Origin of the sequence: Azohydromonas caseinilytica, assembly GCF_012927045.1 — a bacterium.
Classification (GTDB): Bacteria; Pseudomonadota; Gammaproteobacteria; order Burkholderiales; family Burkholderiaceae_C; genus Azohydromonas; species Azohydromonas caseinilytica.
On the sequence record NZ_JABBFW010000010.1, the window covers coordinates 133,218 to 158,326 of the forward strand.

Annotated in this window: 23 protein-coding genes; 3 read left to right on the forward strand and 20 right to left on the reverse strand. The window is 71.3% G+C overall.

Features of this window, described 5'->3' with window-relative positions; all coding sequences use genetic code 11:
• Positions 1-60 precede the first annotated feature (60 nt).
• The 10 genes from HHL10_RS15975 to HHL10_RS16020 all read right to left on the reverse strand — a co-directional run bounded on the left by HHL10_RS15975 (position 61) and on the right by HHL10_RS16020 (position 10,611).
• Positions 61-1,584 carry a methyl-accepting chemotaxis protein gene (locus HHL10_RS15975; RefSeq protein ID WP_235971535.1) on the reverse strand — a complete coding sequence of 508 codons (1,524 nt, stop codon included), beginning with the start codon at positions 1,582-1,584 and terminating at the stop codon, positions 61-63.
• A gap of 310 nt (positions 1,585-1,894) precedes the next feature.
• Positions 1,895-2,797 (reverse strand): ACP S-malonyltransferase, encoded by a 903-nt coding sequence (locus tag HHL10_RS15980; RefSeq protein WP_169161385.1) that lies wholly within the window; start codon positions 2,795-2,797, stop codon positions 1,895-1,897.
• Between the two features lies 1 nt (position 2,798).
• Complete coding sequence (locus HHL10_RS15985) at positions 2,799-3,674, reverse strand: triphosphoribosyl-dephospho-CoA synthase (RefSeq protein WP_169161386.1); 876 nt, start codon at positions 3,672-3,674, stop codon at positions 2,799-2,801.
• The gene (gene mdcG, locus HHL10_RS15990) at positions 3,671-4,492 is read right to left on the reverse strand and encodes a malonate decarboxylase holo-[acyl-carrier-protein] synthase (protein ID WP_169161387.1); all 822 of its coding nucleotides are present in this window, start codon (positions 4,490-4,492) and stop codon (positions 3,671-3,673) included. Before mdcG ends, HHL10_RS15985 begins: the two co-directional genes overlap by 4 nt.
• A 10-nt stretch (positions 4,493-4,502) precedes the next feature.
• Positions 4,503-5,204, reverse strand: a complete 702-nt coding sequence (locus HHL10_RS15995; protein WP_169161388.1) for a biotin-independent malonate decarboxylase subunit gamma — start codon at positions 5,202-5,204, stop codon at positions 4,503-4,505.
• A 13-nt stretch (positions 5,205-5,217) separates the two neighbouring features.
• Positions 5,218-6,096: a biotin-independent malonate decarboxylase subunit beta gene (locus HHL10_RS16000; protein ID WP_169161389.1), complete on the reverse strand. Its 879-nt coding sequence runs from the start codon at positions 6,094-6,096 to the stop codon at positions 5,218-5,220.
• Entirely contained in the window at positions 6,093-6,425 is a 333-nt protein-coding gene (gene mdcC / locus HHL10_RS16005; protein ID WP_169161390.1) for a malonate decarboxylase acyl carrier protein, read from the reverse strand. Before mdcC ends, HHL10_RS16000 begins: the two co-directional genes overlap by 4 nt.
• A 16-nt stretch (positions 6,426-6,441) precedes the next feature.
• A complete protein-coding gene (gene mdcA, locus HHL10_RS16010) occupies positions 6,442-8,124 on the reverse strand; it encodes a malonate decarboxylase subunit alpha (RefSeq protein WP_169161391.1) in 1,683 nt (560 codons plus the stop codon).
• A 46-nt stretch (positions 8,125-8,170) separates the two neighbouring features.
• Complete coding sequence (locus HHL10_RS16015) at positions 8,171-9,544, reverse strand: SLC13 family permease (RefSeq protein ID WP_169161392.1); 1,374 nt, start codon at positions 9,542-9,544, stop codon at positions 8,171-8,173.
• A 152-nt stretch (positions 9,545-9,696) separates the two neighbouring features.
• Positions 9,697-10,611, reverse strand: coding sequence for a LysR substrate-binding domain-containing protein (locus HHL10_RS16020; protein ID WP_169161393.1), 915 nt, complete (start codon positions 10,609-10,611; stop codon positions 9,697-9,699).
• Between the two features lie 295 nt (positions 10,612-10,906).
• Here HHL10_RS16020 and HHL10_RS16025 point away from each other — a divergent pair, with 295 nt between their 5' ends.
• Both HHL10_RS16025 and HHL10_RS16030 read left to right on the forward strand, forming a co-directional pair.
• A complete protein-coding gene (locus HHL10_RS16025; protein WP_169161394.1) occupies positions 10,907-11,761 on the forward strand; it encodes a PEP-CTERM sorting domain-containing protein in 855 nt (284 codons plus the stop codon).
• A gap of 88 nt (positions 11,762-11,849) precedes the next feature.
• Positions 11,850-12,680: a PEP-CTERM sorting domain-containing protein gene (locus HHL10_RS16030; RefSeq protein ID WP_205833065.1), complete on the forward strand. Its 831-nt coding sequence runs from the start codon at positions 11,850-11,852 to the stop codon at positions 12,678-12,680.
• Between the two features lie 3 nt (positions 12,681-12,683).
• Here HHL10_RS16030 and HHL10_RS16035 read toward each other — a convergent pair whose 3' ends face one another.
• Positions 12,684-13,391, reverse strand: a complete 708-nt coding sequence (locus tag HHL10_RS16035) for a GntR family transcriptional regulator (RefSeq protein WP_169161395.1) — start codon at positions 13,389-13,391, stop codon at positions 12,684-12,686.
• 49 nt (positions 13,392-13,440) lie between these two features.
• The gene (locus tag HHL10_RS16040) at positions 13,441-14,790 is read right to left on the reverse strand and encodes a C4-dicarboxylate transporter DctA (protein ID WP_169161396.1); all 1,350 of its coding nucleotides are present in this window, start codon (positions 14,788-14,790) and stop codon (positions 13,441-13,443) included.
• A gap of 247 nt (positions 14,791-15,037) precedes the next feature.
• Here HHL10_RS16040 and HHL10_RS16045 point away from each other — a divergent pair, with 247 nt between their 5' ends.
• Positions 15,038-16,504 (forward strand): PAS domain S-box protein, encoded by a 1,467-nt coding sequence (locus HHL10_RS16045; protein ID WP_169161397.1) that lies wholly within the window; start codon positions 15,038-15,040, stop codon positions 16,502-16,504.
• Positions 16,505-16,548: 44 nt separating this feature from the next.
• Here the strand turns inward: HHL10_RS16045 and HHL10_RS16050 are convergent, their stop codons facing one another.
• From HHL10_RS16050 to HHL10_RS16085, 8 genes are all read right to left on the reverse strand, one after another.
• Positions 16,549-16,914, reverse strand: a complete 366-nt coding sequence (locus HHL10_RS16050; RefSeq protein WP_169161398.1) for a response regulator — start codon at positions 16,912-16,914, stop codon at positions 16,549-16,551.
• Positions 16,911-18,050, reverse strand: a complete 1,140-nt coding sequence (locus HHL10_RS16055) for a sensor histidine kinase (protein WP_169161399.1) — start codon at positions 18,048-18,050, stop codon at positions 16,911-16,913. The genes HHL10_RS16050 and HHL10_RS16055 overlap by 4 nt, the downstream gene beginning before the upstream one ends.
• Before the next feature lie 118 nt (positions 18,051-18,168).
• Positions 18,169-20,178 carry a sensor histidine kinase gene (locus HHL10_RS16060; RefSeq protein ID WP_169161400.1) on the reverse strand — a complete coding sequence of 670 codons (2,010 nt, stop codon included), beginning with the start codon at positions 20,176-20,178 and terminating at the stop codon, positions 18,169-18,171.
• A gap of 110 nt (positions 20,179-20,288) precedes the next feature.
• Positions 20,289-21,368, reverse strand: a complete 1,080-nt coding sequence (gene hppD / locus HHL10_RS16065) for a 4-hydroxyphenylpyruvate dioxygenase (protein WP_169161401.1) — start codon at positions 21,366-21,368, stop codon at positions 20,289-20,291.
• Positions 21,369-21,712: 344 nt separating this feature from the next.
• On the reverse strand, positions 21,713-22,237 hold the full coding sequence (locus HHL10_RS16070) for a gamma carbonic anhydrase family protein (protein ID WP_169161402.1): 525 nt from the start codon (positions 22,235-22,237) through the stop codon (positions 21,713-21,715).
• A gap of 130 nt (positions 22,238-22,367) precedes the next feature.
• Complete coding sequence (locus tag HHL10_RS16075; protein WP_169161403.1) at positions 22,368-22,904, reverse strand: response regulator transcription factor; 537 nt, start codon at positions 22,902-22,904, stop codon at positions 22,368-22,370.
• On the reverse strand, positions 22,894-24,225 hold the full coding sequence (locus tag HHL10_RS16080; RefSeq protein ID WP_169161404.1) for an ATP-binding protein: 1,332 nt from the start codon (positions 24,223-24,225) through the stop codon (positions 22,894-22,896). Before HHL10_RS16080 ends, HHL10_RS16075 begins: the two co-directional genes overlap by 11 nt.
• On the reverse strand, positions 24,212-25,108 hold the full coding sequence (locus tag HHL10_RS16085) for an SURF1 family protein (protein WP_310734608.1): 897 nt from the start codon (positions 25,106-25,108) through the stop codon (positions 24,212-24,214). Before HHL10_RS16085 ends, HHL10_RS16080 begins: the two co-directional genes overlap by 14 nt.
• Position 25,109 lies beyond the last annotated feature (1 nt).

Below are 25,109 nucleotides of genomic sequence, written 5' to 3' on the forward strand. Positions count from 1 at the left end.
TGCACGCGGCGACGCGCTCGGGCGGCACGGGGCGCCCAGCATAGTGCAGCCGCCCCGGCCTCAGGCCAGGCGGAAGCGCTGCACGGAGCGCGTCAGGTGCTGCGTCTGGTCCTTGAGGCTGGCCGCCGCGGCGGCGGACTCCTCCACCAGCGCCGCGTTCTGCTGCGTCACGGTGTCGAGCTGCGACACGGCCAGGTTGACCTCGTCAATGCCCCGGGCCTGCTCGTTGGCCGCGGCGGTGATGCGGCTGACGATGCCCGACACGTCCTGCACGCGCCCGACCACGCCCTCGATGGTGCGCCCGGCCGCGCGCGCCTCCTGCGCACCGGCCTCGACGCGCCGCAGGCTGTCGGCGATCAGGTCCTTGATCTCCTTGGCCGCCGAGGCGCTGCGCTGCGCCAGCGCCCGCACCTCGCCGGCCACCACGGCGAAGCCGCGGCCCTGCTCGCCGGCACGGGCCGCTTCCACTGCCGCATTGAGCGCCAGGATGTTGGTCTGGAAGGCGATGCCGTCGATCACGCCCACGATGTCGCCGATGCGCTGCGAGCTCTGGCTGATGGCGTCCATGGTCGAGACCACGCGCAGCACCGCCTGGCCGCCTTCGCCGGCCACCGCGGAGGCCTGGCGCGCCAGCCGGTCGGCCTCGGTGGCGGAGTCCGAGCTCTGGCGGATGGTGCTGGAGATCTGCTCGACCGAGGCGGCGGTCTGCTGCAGGCTGGCCGAGGCCTGCTCGGTGCGGGCGCTCAGGTCCTGGTTGCCTGCGGCCACCTCGGCGCTGGCCACGCCGATGTTCTCCACCGAGGCGCGGATGTCGCCCACCAGGTGGCGCAGCGCGTCCTGCATGCGCGCGATGGCCTGCAGCAGCCGCCCGACCTCATCCTGCCGGCCCGCTTCCACCTGCACGCTGAGGTCGCCGCCGGCGATGCGCTCGGCCGAGGCCTGCGCCGCCGCCAGCGGCCGCACGATGCCGCGCGCCAGCAGCCAGCCCAGCACGGCGGCCAGCACCGCGCAGGTGACAGCTGTGGCGACGAGCTTGAACTGGATCGCGCCCAGTTCGGCCGTCATCGCCGCGCCCATGGCGGTGCTGCGCGACTGCTCATGCTCGAACAGCCGCGTCGCCGCCGCGATGTAGGCCTGCACGGTCGCCTTGAACTCCGCGGTGGCCCGCTCCAGCGCCGCCGGGTCCTGCGGCGGGTTGTTGACCAACGCTTCGCGCTGCTGCAGGTACTGCTTGCGCACCTGGCCCATCTGCTCCATCAGCGCCACGGCCTGGGCCTCGGTTTCGATCTCGGTGTAGCGCTTCTGGATTTCGGTGGTCCGCGCTGTGAGCGCCTTCATCTCGTCGGCGAAGCGTGCCGTCAGGCTCTTGTCGGCGCTGTAGACGATGGCCAGCGTGCGCTGCGAGTTGACCAGGATGTTCTCGCGCCACTCGGTGGCCAGGCGCAGCCGCTCGGACTGTGCCCCGGTCAGCTCCTGCGTGTCATGCCGCGCCGAGGACAGCTGCATGAAGGCCGTTACAGCCAGCAGCGCGATCAGGGAGACGATGCCCGCGAAGCTGAGCGCCAGGCGGGTACCGATGTTCAAGTTGCGGAAGTCGATCATGTCGCGGGGCAGCCCCAGCCTGCGACAGGCATGGGGTTGGTTGATTCAGTAGCCGGAATGCCGGCTTCGACATTTCCGGGCCCGGCTTGAGATGGAACAACGAAAACTTGCTCAGTACGTTTAGAGAACTATGTATTTCGTCACGATCAGCCCGGGGACACGAGGACCAGGCTGCCGCAAGCCCCGGTGCTGGTCGGCCTGCGCCCCCACCGCGGTGGCCACTGGAACATGGGCCGGCCGGACCGTTTCGGCGCTTGAGGCCCGGCACGCCCGCTGCCGGCCGGGCGGTTGCTCAGTCGCCCTGGGCCAGCACCCATTTCGCCACCGCCGCCGCGCTGCGGAACTCGTCCGCCGAGCGCGCCGGGATGTCCGGGCAGCGCTGCTGCCACATCTTGGCCAGCGCCTGGCCCGGGCCGATTTCCAGCACCGCGTCCACGCGCTGCGCGGCGAGGGCCTCCATGCAGTCTTCCCACTGCACCGTGCGGGCGATCTGCTCGACCAGCGCCTGGCGCGCCTGCGCCGCATCGCGCACCCGCCCCAGCGCGTTGCTCAGCAGCGGTACGCGCGGGCGGGACAGCGCCACCGGCGCCAGCGCCCGTTCGAAAGCCTCGGCCGCCTCGCGCATCCAGCGCGTGTGCGACGCCAGGGCCACGTTCAGCGGCGTGCAGCGCGCGCCCTGCCGCTCCGCGTCCTGCAAAGCAGCCTCCAGCGCGGAGCGCCGGCCGCCCAGCACCACGCTGTCGTAGCCGTTGCGGATCGCCACCTCCAGGTCGAAGCGCGCGCACAGCGCCGCCACCCCCGCGGGCGCCAGGCCGGTGACGCCCAGCAGACCGGTGGCCTCGCGCGCGGCGGCGGCGTCCATGCAGGCCGCGCGCTGCTGAGCCAAGCTCAATGCCGTGGGGACGTCGTATACCCCCGCCGCGCAGAAGGCCGCCATCTCGCCCACGCTGTAGCCGGCCACCATCGCGGGCGGCGGCAGCAGCGGTGCGAGCTGCGTCCAGGCCGCGAGGCCCAGGCCAGTGAGCAGCACCTGCGCGTTCGCGTTGCGGCCGGCCCAGGCCGGGTCGGCCAGGCGCTCGCGCCAGTCCTCGCCCAGCTGCTGCTCCACCGCGCGCACGCCGTCGCCGCGCGCCAGCCAGGGCAGCATGCCGGCGTGCTGCATGCCCTGGCCGGCAAAGACCAGCGCGAACCTCATGTCAAGGCTCCCGCGCCACCCGCCGCAGGAAGCAGGCCGCGGCCAGCAGGTCGGCACAGCCGCCGGGCGACAGGTGCCGCGCGACGAAGTCGCGATGCAGGGACCACGCCGCCGCCGGCGCTCCCGGCTGCCCGGCGCCGCCCTGTTCGATGAACGCCCGCGCCGCCCGGCGCGCGAAGTGCAGCCCTTCCAGCCCGCCGCGGTGCGCCAGGTTGCTGTCGTCCAGCACGGCCAGGATCGAGAAAAAGCAGTCCAGCCGCACCTGCTGCGCGCTCAGCCCGCGCCGCCGCGCGTCGTCCCAGGCCGGCAGCGCCGTCTCGAACAGCACCGGGAAACCCAGCGCCGCCTCCTGCGAGGCGCTGCGCAGCCCGTGCCGGCGCGCGGCGATGCCGCCGGGCAGCGTGGGCGCGCGCTGGCTGCGCGCGTCCAGCGCCCCGCCCCAATGCCGGCGCAGATGCTCGCGCACCGCATCGGCATCGCGGCGGCCGTCCAGCGCCTGCGCCGCGCCGGTGGCAGCGCACAGCAGGCCCAGCACGAAGATCGCGCCCCGGTGCGTGTTGATGCCGCCGGTGGCAGCCAGCATGCGCGCCTCGGCGGCGATGCCGCTGCGCTCCAGCTCGGCGAAGGGCACCTGCGCCGCGCCCAGCTCGGCCATGCGCACGAAATAGCGGCGCAACGAAAACAGGCTGCGCATGAAGGTGTGCGCGTCCATGTCGTCGTGGCTGCCGCTGTCCACGAAGGAGACCAGCCCCGGCTTGGGCGCCAGCGCCAGCTCGTCGTGCAGCGCCAGCGTGGCGGCGCGGCCGATCTGGGCAGCGGACAGCCCCCACGCCGGCGCCGGGGCCGCGATGGCGGCGCGCAGCGTGGCCGCGCTCATGCCGCGCACGCCCATGGCAGCGGCGCCGACACCCCGGGCAGCGCCTGCTCCATGGACACGCCGTGCAGCCGCTTCACCAGCACCGCCCGGCTGCGCCCGGCGCGCCAGGCGTCCCACTCGCGCCAGGCCACGGCGGCGCCGTCGGGGAAGACCAACTCGCCATCGATGCGCAGGTGCGCCGGCACATGGCGCTGCAGCAGCGCGACGGCGGCGTCGGCCACGTCCGCGCCGTCCACCGGCAGCCACAGATCCAGGTCGGAGCGCGCGTGCAGGTAACGCTGTCCCGTGATTCGCTGCCAGCCGCTGCTGCCGTAGGCGTGGGCACGCAGGCCCTGCGCCGCCAGGCCGTCCGCCAGCACCTGCAGCACGGGCCGGGCGCTGCGCGGCAACTGCGCCAGCGTCTCTGCCAGTTCGGGGAACTCGCCGAACCAGCCGATGGCCTGCGGCGGCACCTGCAGGCTCAGCAGGCGCCGGCCCCAGGCGGGCGGGGCCGACAGGCCCAGGGTGATGAGCGGGTCGGCGCCGTCGGCCGGCAGCGGCTGGCGGGTGACGACCAGGGGCAGCTTGTGCTCCGCCCAATGAAGAAAGCAGGAAACAGCCTGCTCGTCCTGCGGTTCCTGAACGCCAAGGCGCCACGCTCCCCTCTCCCGCTCCGCCGCTCTCACCCCTGCCCCTCTCCCGCTTCCCGGGCGAGGGGAAGCTGACAGGCTTGGCGCTTCGCGGCTGGCGCCTTGGAAGTCAATGCCCTCGGCTTCCAGCACCTCGCGCCAGCCCGAGGCTGACAGGTAGGCCAATTGATGACGTCGCAGCGGCGGCATGCTCACTCCTTCAGGCCGCGTCCAGCACCCGCTGCGCCACCGGCGCCGCCAGGCGCCGGCCGCCGCGCTCGGCGCCGTCCAGGGCGCGCCGGTCCTCGGTGGGCGTGTGCGCCAGCGCCTCGCGCAGCGCGGCGGCCAGGTCACCCTCCCACAGCGCGCGCACGCCGCCCATGGCCACGTAGTTCGCCACGCCCGGCGCGAACACCGGGTTCGATTGGGACAGCGCTTCCAGCAGCTCCGGCGCCAGCTTGGTCACGCGCGCCATGGCCGGGATGCGCATGACGCGGATCTCGGCTTCCGGCAGCGCGTAGCAGGCGTCGGCGATCAGCCCCGAGGTGATGAAGCCGCCCGACAGCGCCTGGTCATACACCAGCCCGATGACGCGGTGCCCGCGCCGGCGCGCCTGGTCGATGCACATGCCCAGATGCGCCATGGCGCGGTTGATGCCCAGCAGCTCGTCGCGCCGGCGCAGCTGCTGGCCCTGCGTGTCAATCAACAAGAGGATCGGCCGCCCCGGGTGCTGCGCCATCGTGTCCAGCACCACGCGCGCCTGGGCCAGCGCCACCTTGACGCCGATGGGCGCGTGGTTCGTGGTGCCCACCACCGTCAGCGGCGTGCCGTCGAAGCTCACCGTGCCCTGTAGGAAGTCGCCTTCGGCGGCGATGCCGTGGCCCTCGCCGAACAGGCGCGTCGCCAGCGTGTTCCAGTCCATGGGTGTTCCTCCTTCAGGCCGCGCGCAGCGCGCGCACGCCATCCACGTCCAGATCCGGCACGCGCGCCGGCTCGGCAATGCCAAGGCTCCGCCACAGTGTGATGGCTTCCTCGTCCCCGTCCAGCCCTTCGGGCAGCCGGTTCAAACGCTCGCTCAGCAACGCATGCTCGGCTTCCAGCGCCTCCAGCGTCATCGGCCGGCGCTGGTCCAGCGCGGCGAGGGCGGCGGCGCGGAAGGCGGCCACGTCGTCCTCCACCAGCAGGTCGCAGTCGCCGCTGAGCCAGCGGTGCTTGCCGCCGGTGGTGCGCCACACCAGGGCGCGGTCGCGGGCATCGAACTCCTCCACGCCGTGCGAGGCCTCGATCACTTCCGGCCCCGACATCGCCAGGCGGCCCACGTCGCTCATCACCACGAAGTCGGTGCAGCGCGCCACGATGCCCATGCCGCCGAAGCAGCCGTTGGCGCTGCCGATGAGCACGATCACCGGGATGCCGGCGGCGCGCACGTCCAGCACGGCGCGCATCACCTCCGACACCGCGATCAGACCGGCATTGGCCTCGTGCAGCCGCACGCCGCCGGAATCGGCCAGCAGCAGCACCGCGTCGGGCCGGTCGCGCAGCGCGCGCCGCAGCATGCCGACCAGCTTGGCGCCATGCACCTCGCCCACGCCGCCGCCCATGAAGCCGCCCTCCTGCGCCGCGACGAACACCGGCCGGCCGTCCAGCCGCGCACGGCCCACCGCCACGCCGTCGTCGAAGGACTTGGGCACGCCCAGCTGCGCCAGGTGCGGGCTGCTCACCCGCTCGGCCGGCGGCAGCCACTCGTGAAAGCTGCCTGCGTCGAACAGACGCGCCAGGCGCTCGCGCGCCGGGCATTCGGCGTAACTGATCATGGTTGACTCCCCTGGGGCAGCTCGGCCACGGCCTGGTCGAGCCGCAGGCTCACCACCGCGGGCGTCGCGCCCATGTCGTTGATGGAGATGCGCACCCCGGCCAGCGGGTGGCGGGCGTGGAAATCGTCGAGCACGGCCTGCCAGATCGGGCCGAAGCCGCGCGCGGAGGTTTCGACGTGCACGCTGCACGCGTCGCCGCCGGCGGGTTCGAGCATCACCTCCAGGTTGCCGGAACCGACGACGCCGACCAGCACCGGCGCGAATGGGCCGGCAATGCGCTGGCCCTGGTAGCTGAAATCCAGGCTTTCGATGCCTGCGTGAAGGCTCATGAATCGGTCCTCCGGTTCACCAGTTGCGGAAGCGCTTCGGCGGCTGGTAGAGGCCGCCCGAGGCGCGCACCAGGTCGCGCATGGAGCGCGCGGCGAGCAGGTTGCGGGTGGCGTCGCGCGGGTCGATGCCCAGGTCCTGCGGGCGGCGGATCACGCCGCGGTCGCGCAGGTTCTCCACCATGCGCTTGTCGCGGCCCAGGCCGACGGCGGTGTAGCCCGCCACGCCGCGGATGGCCTGCGCCCGCTCCTCGTCGCTGCGGCACAAGAGCAAGTTGGCGATGCCCTCCTCGGTGAGGATGTGGGTCACGTCCTCGCCGTAGATCATGATCGGCGGCAGCTCCATGCCCGCCTGCTCCGCCAGCTGCCAGGCATCGAGCGTCTCGACGAAGGCGGGCTGCATGTGCTCTCTGAAAGTTTCGACCATCTGCACGACCAGCTTCTGGCCGCGCGGCGTGCCGGCGGCGCCGCCGCGGCCGGCGCGGGCCTCGCGCCCGGCGCGTAGCCAGGCCGGGCTCACGTGCCGGCGCCCGCGCGCATCGGCGCCCATGTTGGGCGCGCCGCCGAAGCCGGCAATGCGGCCCAGCGTGGCGGTGGAGCTGTTGCCGTCCAGGTCGATCTGCAGCGTGGAGCCAATGAACAGGTCGCAGGCGTAGTGGCCCGCGGCCTGGCAGAAGGCACGGTTGCTTCTGAGCGAGCCATCGGGCCCGGTGAAGAACACGTCGGAGCGGGCACGGATGTAGTCCTCCATGCCCAGCTCGGAACCGAAGGAGTGGATCGACTCCACCCAGCCGGCCTCGATGGCCGGGATCAGCGCCGGGTGCGGATTCAAGGCCCAGTGCTTGCAGATCTTGCCCTTGAGCCCCAGCGCCTCGCCGTAGGTGGGCAGCAGCAGCTCGATGGCCGCGGTGTCGAAGCCGATGCCGTGGTTGAGGCGCTGCACGCCGTACTCGGCATAGATGCCCTTGAGGGCCATCATCGCCATCAGCACCTGGATCTCGCTGATCTGCGCCGGGTCGCGCGTGAACAGCGGCTCGATGAAGTTGGGCCGCGGCGCCTTGACCACGAAGCTGACCCAGTCGGCCGGGATGTCGATGCGCGGCAGCGTGGTGGTGGCACCGTCCACCAGCTCATTGACCTGCGCGATGACGATGCCGCCCGAGAAGGCCGTGGCCTCGACGATGGCGGGCGTGTCCTCGGTGTTGGGCCCGGTGTAGAGATTGCCCTGCGCGTCGGCCGCCTGCGCCGCCACCAGCGCCACCTTGGGCGTGAGGTCCACGAAGTAGCGCGAGAACAGCTCCAGGTAGGTGTGGATCGCGCCGATCTCGATGCGCCCGGCCGAGACGAGCTTGGCCAGCCGCGCCCCTTGCGGGCCGGAGAAGCTGAAGTCCAGCTTGGCGGCGATGCCGTTCTCGAACACGTCCAGGTGCTCGGGCAGCGCCAGCACCGACTGCACCATGTGCAGGCCGTGCACGCGCGCCGGGTCCAGCTGCACCAGCGCCTGGGCCAGGAAGTCGGCCTGCTTCTGGTTGTTGCCTTCGAGGCAGACGCGGTCGCGGGGCTCGATCACGGCTTCGAGCAGCCCGGTGATGGCGTCGGTGACGGCGAGCTTGCCGCGCAGCCGCGGGCCGAGGGCCTGGGCGGCGCGCGCCAGGCGCGCGGCCCGGTTGTCCGCCCGGGTGGTCCATGAGGTGGTGGTCATCGGCATGAGCCTGGGTTGAGGAGTGGAAAGGAGCGGCGCGCGGCGGTCACAGCACCACGAAGAGCAGCCACACGACGACCGGCGCGATCACGGTGACGGCGGCGCCGTAGACCAGCAGCTTGCGGAAGAAGGCGTCACGGTCCACCCCCTTGGCGTTGGCCAGCACCAGCGCGCCGTTGGTGGAGAAGGGGCTGACGTCCACGATGGTCGAGGACACCGCCATGGCGGCGATGAAGCCGATGGCCCCGACGCCGCCGTCGCCCTGCAGGAAGGGCACCGCCAGCGGAATGAGCGAGCCCAGCACCGCGGTGGAGGAAGCGAAGGCGGAGATCACCGCGCCCACCACGCACAGCAGCAGCGCGGCCATCAGCGGCGAGCTGAATGCCGCCACGCTGTCGCCGACCCAGGCGATGGTGCCCATCTTCTCCATCACGGCCACGTAGGTGCTCACGCCCACGATCAGCATGATCTCGGGCCACGACACCTGCCCCAGCGCCGCTTTCTGCAGGTTGGGCTGCAGCAGGCTCAGCAGCAGGCCGATGCTGATGGAGACGAAGCCGATGTCGAGCTTGTAGACCAGCGTCAGCACCGCCAGCGCCACCAGGCCCAGCGCGGTGATGACCTGGTAGATGCGCGCGCCGGTGGCCTGGGGCGTGCCGTCCTCCTTGATCAATGTGGAGTCGCCCTGCGCGACGCGCTGCACCTCGGTGACAGCCTCGGCTTCGGCGTCGCCGAAGACCTGCGCGCCGGACTGGGCGTGCGTCACTTGCGGAATCTGGTCCAGCAGCGAGTTGGTGAACTGTGCTGGTTGCTTGCGCATCAGCTTCGGGCCGCCCATGAGCAGGAACAGGCCCAGCGCCACGGCGAAGTTGATGCCGAAGCTCGCCAGCATGGTGGCCATCTCGCTCAGCGGCAGGCCGGCCTTGGCCACGATCTTGTTGGTGATGCCGCCATAGATGCTGATGGGCGAGAAGCCGCCGGCCTGCGCGCCGTGAATGACCATGAGGCCCATCATCAGCGGATTGATGCCGTGCCGGGCGGCAAAGCCCAGGGCGATGGGGGCGATGATCGCCACCGCCGCCGGGCTGACCGCACCCACCGCCGTCAGGCCCGCGGCGATGAGGAACATGATCCACGGGATGGCGGCCAGGCGCCCGCGCACCGCGCGCACCGCCAGGCCCACCAGCCAGTCGATGGTGCCGTTGTTCTGCGCCAGGGCGAACAGGTAGGTGATGCCGGCCAGCGTCAGGAACAGGTCGGCCGGGAAGCCGCCCAGGATGGCCTTGGCGTTCAGGCCGGCCACCAGCGTGCCGACCAGGAAGGCCCCGACGAAGGCGAGCACGCCCATGTTGATCGGCAGCGCGGTGGCCACCACGAACATCGCGCCCAGCGGGGCGATGGACAGCCAGTGCAGGTTCATAAGCTTTGTCTCCGGTTGGTCGCGGCTGTGCCGCTGGGCTCTTGTGTCGACAAAGGTACGAGCCACACCCCGCACAATCAATGAAGCTGCCGGCGCGATCGTTACGCCGGCCGTAACGATCGGGAAACAGTGCGGCGCGCGGCCGACCGCGCTCAGCTCAGGTCGGCCTTGCCGGCGCGGCACACGGCCAGCAGCGCCAGCAGGTTGGGGTCGCGCTCGCGGGTGCGCAGGAAGTGCAGCGCGATGGTCTGGCGGATGCGGTAGCGCTCCTGCAGCGGCACCAGCTGCACGCCAGCGGGCAGCGCGCGCCGCACGCGTCCGGGCAGCAGCGTGTAGCCCACGCCGCCGTGCACCAGGTTCATGAGCGAGAAGATGTCGCCGGTCTTCATGACCACGTTGGGCGTGTAGCCGGCAATGCGAAAAGCCTCGACGAAGCCGGTGAAGGTGACGAAGCCCTCGCTGAGGCTGACGAAGCGCTCCTCGGCGCAGGCGCCCAGGTCCACCGCCGGCATGTCGGCGTAGCGCGAGCCCACCGGCGCGGCGAAGAAGATGTCGTCCTCGAACAGCGGCTCCATCTCCAGGTCCGGAGCGTGGTCGGGCTGGCCCATCAGCGCCGCGTCGATGGCGCCCTCGCGCAGCTTCTGCAGCAGGTCCACGTTGGAGCCCAGCACCAGCTCGGTCTGCAATTCGGGGCGGCGCTGCTTGAGCGCAACCACCATGGTCGGCACCGTGCGGCTGGTGAGCGAGAACAGCGAGCCGATGCGGATGCGGTCCGAGCCGTAGCCCGCGGCCTCGCGCGTGGCGCGGATGCCCTCGCCCATGCGGCGCAGCACCTCCTGCGCCGTCTCGGCCAGCACGCGCGCGGCCGGCGTGGGCAGCAGGTTGCGGCCCTCGTGCCGGAACAGCGTGCAGCGCAGCCCCGCCTCCAGCGAATGCAGCGCGCGGTGCACGCTCACGCTGCTGGTCTGCAGCCGCTCCGCGGCACGCGCCAGGTTGCCGGTCTCCATGAAGGCCAGCAGCACGGCCAGCTTGCGGAAGGTGATGTCTTCGTCGATGGGAGCGCTCATGGGCCCGCATTAGCGCATGTCCGCCGCGACCGGCCCGCCGCGGTCCCGGGCCGTGCGCGCCCACGCCTCACACCGCAACCGAGTCCAAAGGCGATGAATGGCCAATATATTGAAATATGCGCGCCATCACGCCCCAAATACCTTACTGACAAAATACTGTATGACCCACGAAACAACCATAGCCAATTATTTCCCCCCTCCGCCCGGAATTGGGGAATTGAATTCTCAAGCAATTTAATAAGCCCGGCGTAAACTGCAGCCCACCCATGGACATCGGCATTTACTGGAGAGTGTCATGCATTTCAGGCTGGCGGGCATGGTGGCTGCGGCTCTGGCACTGGCGTCAGGCCCGGCGGCATGGGCGGATGTGTCGGTGAGCGCCCGGCTGTCCGAATTCGGCTACAGCCTCATCGATCTGGACCCCTCGGACGGCATCGATCCCGCCCTGTCTTTTTCCAGCCGGAACTACACCACGCTCAATGTCGTGCGCGAAGGGCCGGCCCAGGGGCGCGATAACCGGATGACCGGGGAAACCATTCAGAAGCGCGGCTTGTACGACCCGTCCAGTCCCATATTCCGCCATCTGCAAATGTCCCAGACCGGGATAGACGTCGGCCTGTACGGATCGGTGACGGACCACGGCTTCAACACCTTCCTGCGGGCCCAGGCCCGGCACTCCCGGACCGACCCGTTGTTCGCCGGCTATTTCTACACCTTCAGCTCGCCGGCATTCCGCTTCGAAATGAGCCTGACGCCGGCGACCCAGGTGGTGTGGACCGGGGTGCTGGCCGTGTCGGCGCAGCAGACGCTGGGACGGCGCGGCAAGCGGGTCGAGGACAGCATCATTGGCGCGAGCCTGGCGCTGACCGACATGGCCAGCGGCTTGGGGCTCGATTTCACCACCCTGGGCATCAATTTGTTGCCCGGCCAGGTCGATACCCGAAGCGAGGTTTCAGCGGCCACGCTGTCCTTTTCCAACCTGGGCAACGCCATGGCGAATATCCGTCTGACGGGAGAATTCAATACCGAGGGCCAGTCCTTCCTGCCCGTTCCCGAGCCCGGCACGCCGCTGCTCATGCTGTGTGGCCTGGGCCTGACGGTGGGTGTCGCGGTACGACGCCGGTGCGCCGTCGGCAGCCCGGCCAGCTGATACGTCTCGATTTGTCAGGAGTGTGGCCATGCAGACATTACTGAGCACGACCGCAGCCGCCTTGGTATTGGCGCTGCCTGGAACAGCCATGGCCGACATATCCGCCACCGCGCGCGTGGGGAATTTCGGTTTCCGGCTGGTGGATTTGCGGCCCGACGACGGCATGGCGCCGGGCGTGCTTTTCACCACGCGGCCCCAATTCATCGGAAACATTTCCTCGTCATGGGCGGTGGCGTCCGAGGAGACGGGCGACCTCAATCTCTATGCCGACGAGTTGGCGGGCAACGGCCATACGGCGTTCAAGCCTCTGACCGCCCGCGCCGATATTCCCGGCGCCAGCGCCACGACGCGCATGAGCGGCCGCTTCGGCACACCCGCCTCGCGCTTCACCCTGGTGACCAAGGGCTCGCTGCGCAACGACGCCGACACGCCGCGGACCCGGCTGTTCACCGGCATGGCCATCGCCAGCAGCGACGAGCGCCTGCACTTCGAGCTCACGCCCTACACGGCGCTGCAGTTCTTCGGCAACGCGCAGGTGGCCGCTGCCAGGACGCTCACCGGACCCGCCACGTTCCAGGAGTTCGCCGAGGCCCGCGTGGAGGCCCGCTTCACCTCGGCACCGTTCCGGGTCGAGAGCTACCGGCTGTCCGCGGGCGTGAATCCCGACACCGGGCTGCGGCAGGCCGTGAGCCAGCGCATGCGCTTCGCCTTCACCAACGACACGGCCGAGGCCAACTCCGGCTTCCTGGACTTCGACGTGTTCGTGCGGGGCGAAACCGTCGATCTGCCGGGCTTCGGATCGCGCCTGCGCATGGCGCAGTTCCCACTGCAGTCCCCGGTGCCGGAGCCCGGCTCCGGCGCGCTGCTGCTGTGCGGATTGGGCCTGGTCGGTGCCGCGGCGCGGCGGCGCCGGGCCTGATCGTCAGGCCGCCCGCGGCGGCGCCAGCGGCGCCAGCGAGGCGCGCAGCCGCTCCCGGGCGTCGGCCGTGGCGGTGGACTGGCCCAGCGCGTCCTCCACGTTGCCGATGTGCGCCAGCATCAGCGCGGTGGCCCCTTCGAAGTTGCCCTGCTCGATGGCCTCGACGATGCGCGCATGGTCCTCGCAGGACTCCTCCGCATCGTGAGTGGACTGGTAGAGCGTCGCCACCAGCGTGGTGCGCGCCGTGAGGTCGCGCAGCATGTCGGCCAGCACCCGGTGGCCCAGGCATTCGGCCAGGCAGACATGGAAGTCCGCCAGCATGAAGGCGCGCGTGGCCGGGTCGGACTGCTCGATGGCGGCGCGCTCCTGCGCCAGGTGCTGGCGCAGGCGCTTCACCGCCGACTGCAGCGGCCGGCCCTCGCTGCCGAAGCGCTGGCCCGCCTGCGCCAGCAGCCCCGACTCCACCGCGCGCCGCGCCGCGAAGGCGTCGCGCGCCTCCTCGGTCGAGGGCTCCACCACGTACCAGCCCTTGCGGCTGCGCACCTCGACGAAGCCGCGCGCCTGCAACTGCATCAGCGCCTCGCGCACCAGGGTGCGGCTCACGCCGAACAGGTCCGCCAGCTCCTGCTCGCCCAGGCGTTCGCCCGGCTGCAGGCGCTGGGCCAGGATGGATTCGACGACGCGTTGGGCAATCTCGGTCTGGCTGGGCATGGAGGTGACTGTATCGGTTCGTGTCCGGGCCCCCACCGGGCCCGCATGCTCAGGCATGGGCGCCGCCGGTGCGGGCCAGCGTCGGCGCGGCGGCCGGTTGCGGCACCTCCTCGACATCGCCCAGGTCCTCCTCGACCGGTGCGCGGCCGTCGAGCACGGCATGGGCGCGCTCGCGGTCGATGTCGCCCTCCCAGGCCGCCACGACCACCGTGGCCACGCAGTTGCCGATGAGGTTGCCCAGGGCACGCGCGATGCCCATGAACCAGTCCACCGACAGCACCAGCACCAGCCCGATGGCGGGAATCGCCGGCACCGCGTGCAGCGTGGCCGCCAGCACCACGATGGCCGAGCCCGGCACGCCATGCGCGCCCTTGGAAGTGACCAGCGAGATGGCCAGGATCGTCAGCAGGTCCGCCATGCCTATGGGCGTGTTGGTGGCCTGCGCGATGAACACCGCCGCCAGCGTGATGTAGATCGAGAAGGCGTCCAGGTTGAAGGAGTAGCCGGTGGGAATGACCAGGCCCACCGTCGAGTCGCGCACGCCCATGCGGCGCAGCTTGGCCATGATCTGCGGCAGCACGCTGTCGCTGGAGGTGGTGGCCAGCACCACGGCCAGCTCCTCGCGCAGGTAGCGCAGCAGCTTGAAGATGTTGAAGCCGGCCAGGCGCAGGATGCCGCCCAGGATGCCGACCACGAACAGGATCACCGCCATGTAGAACAGCGCCACCAGCATGCCGAGCTGCTTGAGCGAGCCGATGCCGTACTTGCCCACCGTGAAGGCGATGGCGCCCAGCACGCCCAGCGGCGCCAGGCGGATCAGGATGCCCATGATCTTGAACAGCACGTGCGAGAGCGCGTCCACGAACTCCGCCACCACCGCGCCGCGCGGGCCCAGCATCGACAGCGCGCAGCCGAACAGCACCGCGAACAGCAGCACCTGCAGCACGTCACCCGTGGCGAAGGCGCCCACCACCGTGCCGGGGATCAGCTTCATCAGGAACTCGACCGTGCCGCCGCTCTCCAGCTTGCTGGCGTTCTCGGCGTAACCGCTCAGCGCGGAAGCATCCAGCGCCTTCGGGTCCACGTTCATGCCCACGCCGGGCTGGAACACGAAGGCCAGCACCAGGCCCAGCGCCAGCGCGATGGTGGTGACCACCTCGAAATAGACCAGCGCCTTCACGCCGACGCGGCCCACGCGCTTGAGGTCGCCCGCGCCGGCGATGCCGTGCACCACCACGCAGAACACCAGCAGCGGGATGACCATCTTGATGAGCTTGATGAAGCCGTCACCCAGCGGTTTGAGCTTCAGGGCGATGTCGGGCACCAGCAGGCCCAGCAACACGCCGACGAGCAGCGCCAGGACGACCTGGCCGAACAGGGAGCGAAGGAAACGGGGCATGAGTTTCTCCAGCGACAAGCGGCACAGCCTTGTGCTCAACCTTGTATGCAAGCAATGTAGGCAAGCTACGGCAAAGTTTTGTCAGGACTTACCCGGGACTGCACGGGTGCATTGAAGGCGGGCGCCAGGCCCGCCAGTCGTGACTTATTCACGAGGCAGCGGTCTTGACAGCTCCAGAAGCGCTGTCGCCAGCCGAGTAGACAGGGCCTGGTGACTCACCCGGGCCGTCTGCGCCCGGGCGTTTTCGATGCCGCTTCATCCTGACCGCGTGTCCGCCCAGCCCCTGTCCTTCTGGAAGGCTGCCCGTCCCTACGCCGCCGCCGCGCTGGCCTGCGTGGTGCTGCTGGGCGCCACCGTGGCGCTCGAATGGCAGGCGCGCGACGCGGCCTTGGCCCGGCTGGAAAGCGAGGGCGCGCACCTGGCCACGGCGGCGCTGCAGCAGAGCCTGGAGGCGATCCGCCAGGCCGAGCTGGTCATGGACCTGCTGCCCCGGGAGCCCGTTCCCGCAGAAACGGGCGCCGTCCTCACCCCGGCCACCCTGCGCGACGCGCTGCGGGCGCGGGCCCGCGCACAGCCCGCGCTGCACGGCATCGCCGTCTACGGGGCGGAGGGCCCGCTGAGCGCAGGGTCCGGCGCCCCGGGCGAACCGGTGTCGGCGCGGGGCCTGGACTTCTTCGAGACGCAGCGCGACGCGAGCGCCGACATGCTGCGCGTGGGCGCGCCCTTTCGGGCGCCGCGCCTGGGCGGCGCGTGGGTGCTGCCCGTGTCGCGCCGGCTGCAGGCGCCCGACGGCGGCTTCGCCGGCGTGGCGACCGTGACACTGCGCCTGGACGCGCTCACGGGGCAGCTCAACCGCCTGCGCCTACCCTCGGGCGCGGTGCTGGAGCTGCTCAACCCCGAAGCCATGCTGCTGGCACGCCGGCCCCACGTGGAGGACGCCGTGGGCGCCAGCCTGCACTCCGCCTTCGCGGGGAAGGTGCCGTTCGCGCGGGCGGGTGGCGTCTTTACCGCGCCGTCGCCGGTGGACGGCGTCGAGCGCCTCTACAGCTTCGTGCGCGACGCGCGCTACCCGGTGGTGGCGCTGGTGGGCCTGCCCGCGGAGCCGGTGCTGGCCGTGTGGCGCGCCGAGGCGATGCAGCACGGCGCCATCGCCGTCGCGCTGGTGCTGCTGGTGGCCGGGGCCGGCTGGCGCAACGCGCGCCTGGAGCGCGAGCAGTGGCGGCTGGCGCGGACGCTGCAGCGCTCGCTGGAGAAGCGCGAGGCCCTGGAGCACGCCCTCGACGAGCACGTGGCCATGGACCTGTCGGACCTCGACGGCACGGTGCTGCGCGTCAACCAGCGCTTCTGCGCGCTGTCGCAGTACGCCCCGGCCGAGCTCATCGGGCAGAACCTGCGCACGCTCGACGCCGGCGCCCATTCCGCCGGCTTCCACCAGGCGATGAGGCACACGCTGCGCTCGGGCGGCGTGTGGAAGGGCGAGCTGCGCTACCGGGCCAAGGACGGCAGCCTGCACTGGCTGGACACGACCATGCTGCCCTTCCCCGGCGATGCCGGCGAGCCGCAGCGCTACCTGGCCCTGCGCACCGACGTCACCGCGCGCAAGCAGCTCGAAGCCGAGCTGCTGCAGGCGCGGCAGGCGCAGGCGGCGTCGCGACGCTCAGACCCATGGCCGGCCGATGCGGACACGACCGCGGAAGACGCGCCGCGCGACTGAGGCGCCATGCATGGCCGTGACGCCGGCGTCTTGAGCCACGCAGCTCAGCCCGCCAGCACGCGGCTGACGGTGGCCACCAGCTCCTTGTAGTCGAAGGGCTTGGCGACGTAGGCGTCGCAGCCGCTGCACAGGATGCGCTCGCGGTCGCCCTTCATGGCCAGCGCGCTCAGCACCACGATCTTCAGCGCCGCGGTGGCCGGGTCCGCGCGCAGCAGCTCGATGGCCTGCAGGCCGTCCAGGCCGGGCATCTGCACGTCCATCAGCACCAGGTCCGGCCGCTGCTCGCGCGCCATGCGCACGCCCTGCTCGCCGTCGGTGGCCTCCAGCACCTCGAAGCCGGCCTTGGCCAGCACCAGCCGCGCCAGCTTCAGGTTCTGCGGGTTGTCCTCGACGATGAGCACGCGGCTCACGGGCGGGCCCCTTCGCCTTCCGCACGCACCGGCAGCGTGAAGAAGAAGCGCGCGCCCTGCCCCGGCGCCGACTCGGCCCACAGCCGGCCGCCATGCTTGTGCACCACCTGCTGCACCACCGACAGCCCCACGCCGCTGCCTTCGAACTGCTGGCCGTGGAAGCGCTGGAAGGGCTGGAACAGCCGCTCGCCCGCCGCCACCACGTCGAAGCCCGCGCCGTTGTCGCTGACGCGGAAGGTGGGCACGGCGTCCACCTGGTGCAGCCCGATCACGGCCTCGGGCTGCAGCGCGCTGTACTTGAGCGCGTTGGACAGTAGGTTGGACAGCGCCAGCCGCAGCAGCCGCGCGTCGCAGCGAGCGCGCAGCCCCGGCGCGATGTCCCAGCGCACGCGCCGCTGCGGCTGCCCCGCCGCCAGCGAGGCCGCCAGCTCCGCGGCCAGGGCCGAGACGTCCACGTCGGCCAGGTGCAGCTCCTCGTGCGACAGCCGCGCCAGCAGCAGCATGTCGTCGATCAGCACCGTCATGTTGCGGCCGGCGTCCAGGAGCTGGCGCAGCCATGCCTGGCCCTGCTCGTCCAGCACCGGGCCGCAGCGCTGCTGCAGCAGCTGGCCGAAACCGAGGATGTGGCCCAGCGGCGTGCGCAGGTCGTGCGACACCGAGAAGCTGAAGCGCTCCAGGTCACGGTGCGCCTCGTGCAGCTCGGCGTAGGCCTGTTCCACGGCCCGGGCCTGGGCGCGCGCCTGGCGGTGCAGGCGGTGCAGGTCGACGAAGACCCGCACCTTGGCGCGCAGGATCTGCGGCACCACGGGCGAGAGGATGTAGTCCACCGCCCCCAGCTGGTAGCCCTTGAAGATGTCGGCATCGTGCGTGTAGACCGCCGACACGAACACGATGGGCGTGAGCACCGGCGGCGTCGCCTCGCGCAGCTGCCGCGCCAGGTCGAAGCCGCTGGTGGCGCCCAGGTGCACGTCGAGCAGGATCAGCGCGAACTCGCGCTCGGCGCAACGCGCCAGCGCCTCCTCGGCACTACCGGCCGGCACCGTCTCCACGCTCATGCCGCGCAGCGACACCTCGTACAGCCGCCGGTTGGCGGCCGTGTCGTCAACGATCAGCACGGCGGAAGGGGTCTCGGTCATGGGTGCAGTGGCCGCAGGTGGCTCGCAGTTCAGTATCACGGAGCGATGCAGTCTGGCTCCCGCCGCCCTGCCACGGCCCGTGCAGCAGTTCGCGGGCCCGTGCCCGGCCGGATCGCGCTCAGACGCTGGGCGGCCCCTGCGCCGCCGGTGGCTGGGTGGCCGTCTCGGGCCCGACCGGGCGCCAGGGCAGCCACACGGTGAAGGTGGAGCCTTCCTGCGGGCGGCTGTGCACCTGCAGCCCGCCGCCGTGCAACTGCGAGAGGCTCAGCACCATCGACAGGCCCAGTCCGGTGCCCGCGTACTGGCGGCCCAGCGCCGAGTCGATCTGCATGAAGGGCTGGAACAGTTGCGGCAGGTTCTCCGGCGCGATGCCGATGCCGCTGTCGCTCACGGCAATCTCCAGGTATTGCTCGTGATCCAGCGGCACCGGCGCGATGACGCGGGTGTGCTCGTCGGCCTGGGCCTGCGCCAGGCGTTCTCGGGGCACGCGCCACAGGCGCAGCCGCACCAGCCCGCCCGCGGGGGTGAACTTCACGGCGTTGGACAGCAGGTTGAACACGATCTGCCGGGCCTTGCGCGGGTCCGCCAGCAGCATGTCCAGCTCCGGCGCCACCTCGGTGTGCAGTTGCACCCCCTGCCGCAACGCGCGCTCGCGCAGCATCGACATGCCGCTGGTGGCGAGCTCGGCCGGCCGCAAGGGCTCCAGCTCCAGCTGCATCTGGCCGGCCTCGATCTTGGCGATGTCCAGCACCTCGTTGATCAGCGCCAGCAGGTGCTTGCCGCTGGTGGAGATCTCGCCCACGACCTCGCGCTGCTCGTCGCTGAGATCGCCGAGGAGACCGTCGCCCAGCACCTCGGCGAAGCCGATGACGGCGTTGAGCGGCGTGCGCAGCTCGTGCGACATGTTGGCCAGGAACTCGCTCTTGCTGCGATCCGCCGCCTTCAGGGCCTCGTTGGCCTGCCGCAGCTCATGCCCCTGTTCGCGCAGGCGCGCGGCGAGCTCGCCGAGCTCGCGGTACTGGCGCAGGTTGAACAGGGCAATGCCCCATTGCGCGCCGAGCTGCTCGACGAAATCGCGTTCGCGCTGCGACATCGGCTCGGCCGGGACCAGGGCCAGCAGGCCCAGCGTGCGGGCGCGGCACACCACCGGGCACAGCAGCAGGCCCTGGCCCTGCCGGGCCAGCCAGTCGGCCACGGGGGCCAGGGCCGGGTCGTCCGCGGCCACGCTCACCAGGCGCGCCTCGCGCGCGGCCACGCCGGCCGGCCCTTCCTCGCCGAGCGTCACGGCCGCCACGTCCGGCGGCATGCCGCGCGACGCCAGCACCTGCCAGCCGTGCGTGCGCGTGAACAGCGCCGCGGCGCGGAACATCGGTTGCGCGGCCAGCAGCTCCAGCGTGCCGTCCACCGCCGTGCCCTGGTCCTGGGCGCTGATGTAGAGCATCAGCGCCCGCGCGTGCAGCTCGCTGTAGCGCCGCTCCTGGGCCGCCTCGGCCTCGGCACGGGTGCGCGCCTGCAGCTCGCGCCGCAGCTGCCACCCCACCAGCGGCACCGAGGCCAGGATGGCCAGCACCATCAAGGCGAACACGCGCCGTGCCTCCTGCAGGCGGTCGCGCTCCGCGACCTCGCGCAGCGCCAGCAGCCGGTGCTCCTCGCTGACCAGCGCGGTGAACACGGGGCGGATGCGGGCGATCACCTCCAGCCCGGCCTCCAGACGCTGCGGCCGGTCGAGCGTGCCGCCGAACTCGGCCAGATCCTCCGTGTGCTGGAACACCGCGATGCGCTGCTGCAACAGCGGCCGCAGCTCGGCGATGCGACGCTGCTGCACGGGGTTGTCCGCGGTGAGCACTTCCAGCATGCCCACATGCCGGCGCACCAGCTCCAGTGCCTGCTCGCGCTCCTCCAGGAACGGCTTGGCGGTGGTGACGAGAAAGGCCCGCTGCGCCGCCTCAGCCCGCCACAGCGCGGCCTCGGCCGCCGCCACGTTGGCCAACACCTCGTGGGTATGGCTGACGAAAGCCTGCGCATCGCGGGTGCGCTGCGTGAAGTCCCAGCTCGTGATGGCCAGCGCCAGCACGACCACGACAGCGACGACGTAGCCCGCCAGAGCGGAGTTATGGAAGCGCGGCATGGCGAAGTGAGCCCACTCGCGGGCAACAGGGATTCCCGCCGCCCGAGGCATGCCACCTTAGCGGCAGGCCACCCCGGGCCGGCTGACCTGCGTCAGCCCGGCCGGGTGCCTCACTCTTGCGCGGCCAGCACCCCACGCCGGATCTGATCCCGCTCCATCGACTCGAACAGCGCCTTGAAATTGCCCTCGCCGAAGCCCTCGTCGCCCTTGCGCTGGATGAACTCAAAGAACACCGGCCCGAACAGCGCCTGCGAAAAGATCTGCAGCAGCAGCCGCTTTTGCCCGCCCTGCGTGCTGCCGTCGAGCAGGATGCCGCGCGCCTTCAGCTCATTGACGTCCTCGCCGTGGCCCGGTAGCCGCTCCTGCAGCATCTCGTAGTACACGTCGTTGGGCGCCGTCATCACCGGGATGCCCGCCAGCTGCAGCGCGTCCACGCTGCGGAAGATGTCGTCGGTCAAGAGCGCCACGTGCTGGATGCCCTCGCCGTTGAAGGCCATCAGGAACTCCTCGATCTGTCCCGACCCTTGCTTGGATTCCTCGTTGAGCGGGATGCGGATGAGCCCGTCCGGCGCCGTCATGGCCTTGGAGGTCAGCCCCGTGTACTCGCCCTGGATGTCGAAGTAGCGGATCTCGCGGAAGTTGAAGAGCTTCTCGTAGAAGCCGGCCCAGTACGCCATGCGCCCGCGGTAGACGTTGTGCGTGAGGTGGTCGATGAGCTTGAAGCCATGGCCCGCGGGGCGGCGCTCCACGCCGGGCAGGAACTCGAAGTCGATGTCGTAGATGCTCTTGCCGTCCTCGAAGCGGTCGATCAGGTACAGCGGCGCGCCGCCGATGCCCTTGATCGCCGGCAGCCGCAGCTCCATCGGGCCGGTGGGAATTTCGACGGGCTGGGCGCCCAGCTCCAGCGCGCGGGCATAGGCCTTGTGCGAGTCGCGCACGCGAAACGCCAGGCCGCAGGCGGAAGGGCCATGCTCGGCGGCGAAGTACGAGGCGATGCTGTGCGGCTCGTTGTTGACGATGAAGTTGATGTCGCCCTGGCGGTACAGCAGCACGTCCTTGGAACGGTGCCGCGCCACCAGCGTGAAGCCCAGCTTCTCGAACAGCGGCTCCAGCAGGCCCGGCGTGGGCGAGGCGAACTCCACGAACTCGAAGCCCATCAGGCCCATCGGGTTGTCGAACAGATCGGCCATGGTCTTGCTCCTTCGGCTTTTTCAGTGAACGGGTGAAGTTTCAGCGGGCAAGCCCGGCACCCGGCGGCGCGCCGGGCAGGCCGCGCACGCTGCGCGCCAGGTGCTCAGCCATGAAAAGGGCGAAGGTGCACATAGCAAGCTTCAGCTGATACGCAGTTCACAAACTTCCTGAGCCCAAGAACCCGTTCGCCCTGAGGTATCGAAGGGCGAATCCGCAAGGCTCGGACAGCGACCGCACAGCAGGGGCCGTTCATCCTTCGACGCGCCCGCAGGGCGCGCCCTGTGCTGAGGTATCGAAGCATCAGGACGAACGGAATACCTTTACTAACGAGCAAGGAGTGGGCTCAGCCCACGCGCTCCAGCTGCGTGGCGAACAGGCCGGCGCGCTCGACGTAGCCGGCGGCGGCGCGCTCCAGGCGCTCCACGTCCTCGTCGCCGAGATGGCGCACCACGCGGGCCGGCGCGCCCAGGATCAGGCAGCGGTCCGGAAACTCCTTGCCTTCGGTGACGATGGCGCCGGCGCCCACCAGGCAGTGCTTGCCGATCCTGGCGCCATTGAGCACCACGGCCTGGATGCCGATGAGCGAGCCCTCGCCGATGGTGCAGCCATGCACCATGGCCTGGTGGCCCACCGTCACGCGCTCGCCGATGGTCAGCGGGTAGCCCGGGTCGGCATGCAGCACGGCGCCCTCCTGCACGTTGGACTGCGCGCCGATGCGGATGGGCTCGTTGTCGCCGCGCGCCACGGCCTGGAACCAGACGCTGGCCTGCGGCCCCAGCCGCACGTCGCCCACCAGCGTGGCGTCGGGCGCCACGTAGGCGGTCGGATCGACTTGGGGGGCCTTGTCGCCCAGGCGGTACAGCGGCATGAGAAGTCCTTTCGTGGTGACGGAGCTGAAGAGGCGGAACCAAGCCCCGGGCTGGTCCCGCCCGGGGATTGTGCTGCGCCACCGAGGCGCCGGCCCGCGACCCGGCGGCTCACCGGGGCCGCCCGCGGCGCTACTTGACCCGCTGCTTCTCCAGCTTGCGCGAAAGCGTGCGCCGGTGCAGGCCCAGGCGGCGCGCGGTCTCGGAGATGTTGAAGCCGGTGTCGGCCAGCGTCTCGTGGATGCGCTCCCACTCCAGCGTCTTGAGCGAGGTGGCGCGGGCGGTGAGCTCCACCTCAGCATTGCCCTGGGCGCGGCCGAAGGCGGCCTCGATGTCGTCGGTGTTGGCGGGCTTGGCCAGGTAGTGGCGCGCGCCGAGCTTGATGGCCTCCACGGCGGTGGCGATGCTGGCGAAGCCGGTGAGCACCACGATCACCAGCTCCGGGTCGTGCTCGTGCAGGAACTGCACACAGGCCAGGCCCGACGCGCCACCGGACAGCTTCAGATCGACCACCGCGTAGCCCGGGCGCCAGCCCTCCAAAAGCTTCTGCACATCGGCCAGGCTGGCCGCGCGCTGCACCTGGTAGCCGCGGCGTTCGAAGGATCGGCACAGGGTGCGGGCGAAGGTGGCATCGTCCTCGACGATGAGCAGCTGGCGTTCAGTCTCCATAGGTGGATTGTTCCTGCAAGGTCAGCGCGGCGAGCGGCAGCCGGATGATGACCTCGGCACCGCCGCCGTCTCGGTTGCGCGCCTGCAGCCGCCCGCCCAGCGTGCGCGCGACGTTGATGGAGAGAAACAGCCCCAGGCCGCCGCCGGGGCGGCCCTTGCTGGACTGGTAGGGCTTGCCCAGCTGCGCCAGCATCTCCGGCGCGAAACCCGGGCCCCGGTCCTGCACGCGCAGCACCAGCTCGTCGTCCTCGGCCTCCACCCGCAGCGTGGGCTCGGCATCGGGCGCGGCCTCCAGCGCGTTGTCCAGCACGTTGCCGATCATCTGCTTGAGCGCGGTGTCGGAAACGATGGGCAGGTCCGGCAGCTCGTCGCGCCGGTAGCGCAGCCCCGGCGCCGGGCGGGTGCGCAGCCACTGCGCCACCAGCTCGTCCAGGAAGGCGTGCAGCGTGGTTTCGACCGGCGCCTCGCCGCGCGCCTCGCCGGCGGCCATCAGGATGCCGCTGACGATGCTCTTGCAGCGCTGCAGCTGGATCTGCATCTCGTCGATCTCCTCGCGCAGCTCGGGCTCCGCCGCGAACACCGCCATGCGCGACCAGTCGCCCAGGATCACCGACAGCGTCGCCAGCGGCGTGCCCAGCTCGTGCGCGGCGCCGGAGGCCAGCAGCCCGATGCGCACGATGTGCTCCTCCTCCGCCGCGCGCTGGCGCAGGTTGGCCAGGCGCTCGTCGCGCTGGCGCAGGTTGCGCCCGATGCGGCCGATGAACAGCACCAGCAGCGAGGCCACCAGCGCGAAGCACAGCAGCAGCCCGCCCAGGTAGTGCACCGACTGCGTCTGCGCCAGGCCGGGCAGATCCAGCGGGCGGTGCCATTGCGTCAGCGCGATGAAGCAGCCGCTGGTGAGCGCGACCATGGCCCAGCTCGGGCGCGGGCCCAGCAGCACCGCCGCCACCACCACCTGCAGCAGGAACAGGAAGATGAAGGGATTGGTGATGCCGCCGCTGTAGAACAGCTGGCCCGACAGCACCGTGACGTCCACCAGCAGCCCGGCGAAGAGCTCGGCGTCGCTCACGCCGCGCGCGGTGCGCCCGCGCACCGCGCACACCACGTTGAACAGCGCCAATGCGCCCAGCAGCGCCAGCATCTCGGCCAGCGGCAGCCGGATGCCCAGCACGTAGCGCACGGTCAGGATGGTGAGCAGCTGGCCGCCCACGGCCAGCCAGCGCAGCTGCACCAGCTGCACCAGGTTCTTGCGCCCGGCCAGGTGCTCGGGCTGGCGCGCGTCGGCCGCAGCCGGCAGCGCGTCCGCCTCAGTCGCCGCCATGGAGCGAAGCCGCGCCGGCCCGGACCCGTGCGCGCAGCCGCCGCTCGTCGCGCAGCACGTAGACGGTGGCGGCGGCCACCATGGCGGCCAGCGCGAACCAGGTCAGCGCGTAGGACAGGTGGTTGTTGGTGAAGCGCACCACGGTCAGCCCCGGCCGCGGCCAGACCTCGGCCGTCCGCGCCGGACTGGCCGTGCGGCCGGGCGGCGGGGCCTCGACAGGCTCGGCCCGGGCGGGACTGCGGGAGGCGGCGGGAGACGCCGCATCGGCCGCGGCGGCGTCGATGAAGTACGGCGCCACCGGGCCCGGCCGCTGCCCGCCGCCCAGCCCGCGCGCGGCGGCAATGGCGGCGACGTCGCGCGAGTACCAGCGCCCGGCCGCCGGGTCGTTGCCCTGCAGCAGGCTGCCCTTGGGCTCGGTGATGCGCAGCAGGCCGCTGACCTCCTGCACGCCCTGCGGCTCGTCGCCGCGCGCCTCGCGCGCGCGGCGCTCCAGTGGCACGAAGCCGCGGTTGACCAGCAGCCAGAAGCCGCCGTCGGTGAGCAGCGGCGTCAGCACCCAGTAGCCGGTGCCCAGCTCGGTGCTGGCCTGGACCAGCGTCTCCAGCTCGTGGGCGAAGCGGCCGCGCGCCACCACGCGGCGGTACTCGTCGGTGCCGCGCTCCAGCGTCGGCCAGGCGGCCGGCTCCGGCGCGGGCACCGGCGCGGCCTGCAGGCGCTGCTCGACGCGGGCGATGAGCTCCTGCTTCCAGCCCAGGCGCTGCACCTGCCACAGGCCCAGCGCCAGGAACAGCGCAAACAGCAGGGCCGCGCCGGACAGCAGCGCCGCCAGGGCGCCGCGTCCGCGCGGCCCACGAGGAGAGAGGTCGATGTCGGCCTGCGCCACG

Coding starts and splice junctions, on each gene's coding strand:
- mdcC (WP_169161390.1), bottom strand. CDS start 6,425: ATGAGCCTTCACGCAGGCATCGAAAGCCTGGATTTCAGCTACCAGGGC.
- HHL10_RS16060 (WP_169161400.1), bottom strand. CDS start 20,178: ATGCCGCGCTTCCATAACTCCGCTCTGGCGGGCTACGTCGTCGCTGTC.
- HHL10_RS16055 (WP_169161399.1), bottom strand. CDS start 18,050: ATGACCGAGACCCCTTCCGCCGTGCTGATCGTTGACGACACGGCCGCC.
- HHL10_RS16000 (WP_169161389.1), bottom strand. CDS start 6,096: ATGATCAGTTACGCCGAATGCCCGGCGCGCGAGCGCCTGGCGCGTCTG.
- mdcA (WP_169161391.1), bottom strand. CDS start 8,124: ATGACCACCACCTCATGGACCACCCGGGCGGACAACCGGGCCGCGCGC.
- HHL10_RS16030 (WP_205833065.1), top strand. CDS start 11,850: ATGGCCGACATATCCGCCACCGCGCGCGTGGGGAATTTCGGTTTCCGG.
- HHL10_RS16075 (WP_169161403.1), bottom strand. CDS start 22,904: ATGGAGACTGAACGCCAGCTGCTCATCGTCGAGGACGATGCCACCTTC.
- HHL10_RS16080 (WP_169161404.1), bottom strand. CDS start 24,225: ATGGCGGCGACTGAGGCGGACGCGCTGCCGGCTGCGGCCGACGCGCGC.
- HHL10_RS15980 (WP_169161385.1), bottom strand. CDS start 2,797: ATGAGGTTCGCGCTGGTCTTTGCCGGCCAGGGCATGCAGCACGCCGGC.
- HHL10_RS16045 (WP_169161397.1), top strand. CDS start 15,038: ATGCCGCTTCATCCTGACCGCGTGTCCGCCCAGCCCCTGTCCTTCTGG.
- HHL10_RS16040 (WP_169161396.1), bottom strand. CDS start 14,790: ATGCCCCGTTTCCTTCGCTCCCTGTTCGGCCAGGTCGTCCTGGCGCTG.
- HHL10_RS16035 (WP_169161395.1), bottom strand. CDS start 13,391: ATGCCCAGCCAGACCGAGATTGCCCAACGCGTCGTCGAATCCATCCTG.
- HHL10_RS16015 (WP_169161392.1), bottom strand. CDS start 9,544: ATGAACCTGCACTGGCTGTCCATCGCCCCGCTGGGCGCGATGTTCGTG.
- HHL10_RS16070 (WP_169161402.1), bottom strand. CDS start 22,237: ATGCCGCTGTACCGCCTGGGCGACAAGGCCCCCCAAGTCGATCCGACC.
- hppD (WP_169161401.1), bottom strand. CDS start 21,368: ATGGCCGATCTGTTCGACAACCCGATGGGCCTGATGGGCTTCGAGTTC.
- HHL10_RS15995 (WP_169161388.1), bottom strand. CDS start 5,204: ATGGACTGGAACACGCTGGCGACGCGCCTGTTCGGCGAGGGCCACGGC.
- mdcG (WP_169161387.1), bottom strand. CDS start 4,492: ATGCCGCCGCTGCGACGTCATCAATTGGCCTACCTGTCAGCCTCGGGC.
- HHL10_RS16025 (WP_169161394.1), top strand. CDS start 10,907: ATGCATTTCAGGCTGGCGGGCATGGTGGCTGCGGCTCTGGCACTGGCG.
- HHL10_RS15985 (WP_169161386.1), bottom strand. CDS start 3,674: ATGAGCGCGGCCACGCTGCGCGCCGCCATCGCGGCCCCGGCGCCGGCG.
- HHL10_RS16020 (WP_169161393.1), bottom strand. CDS start 10,611: ATGAGCGCTCCCATCGACGAAGACATCACCTTCCGCAAGCTGGCCGTG.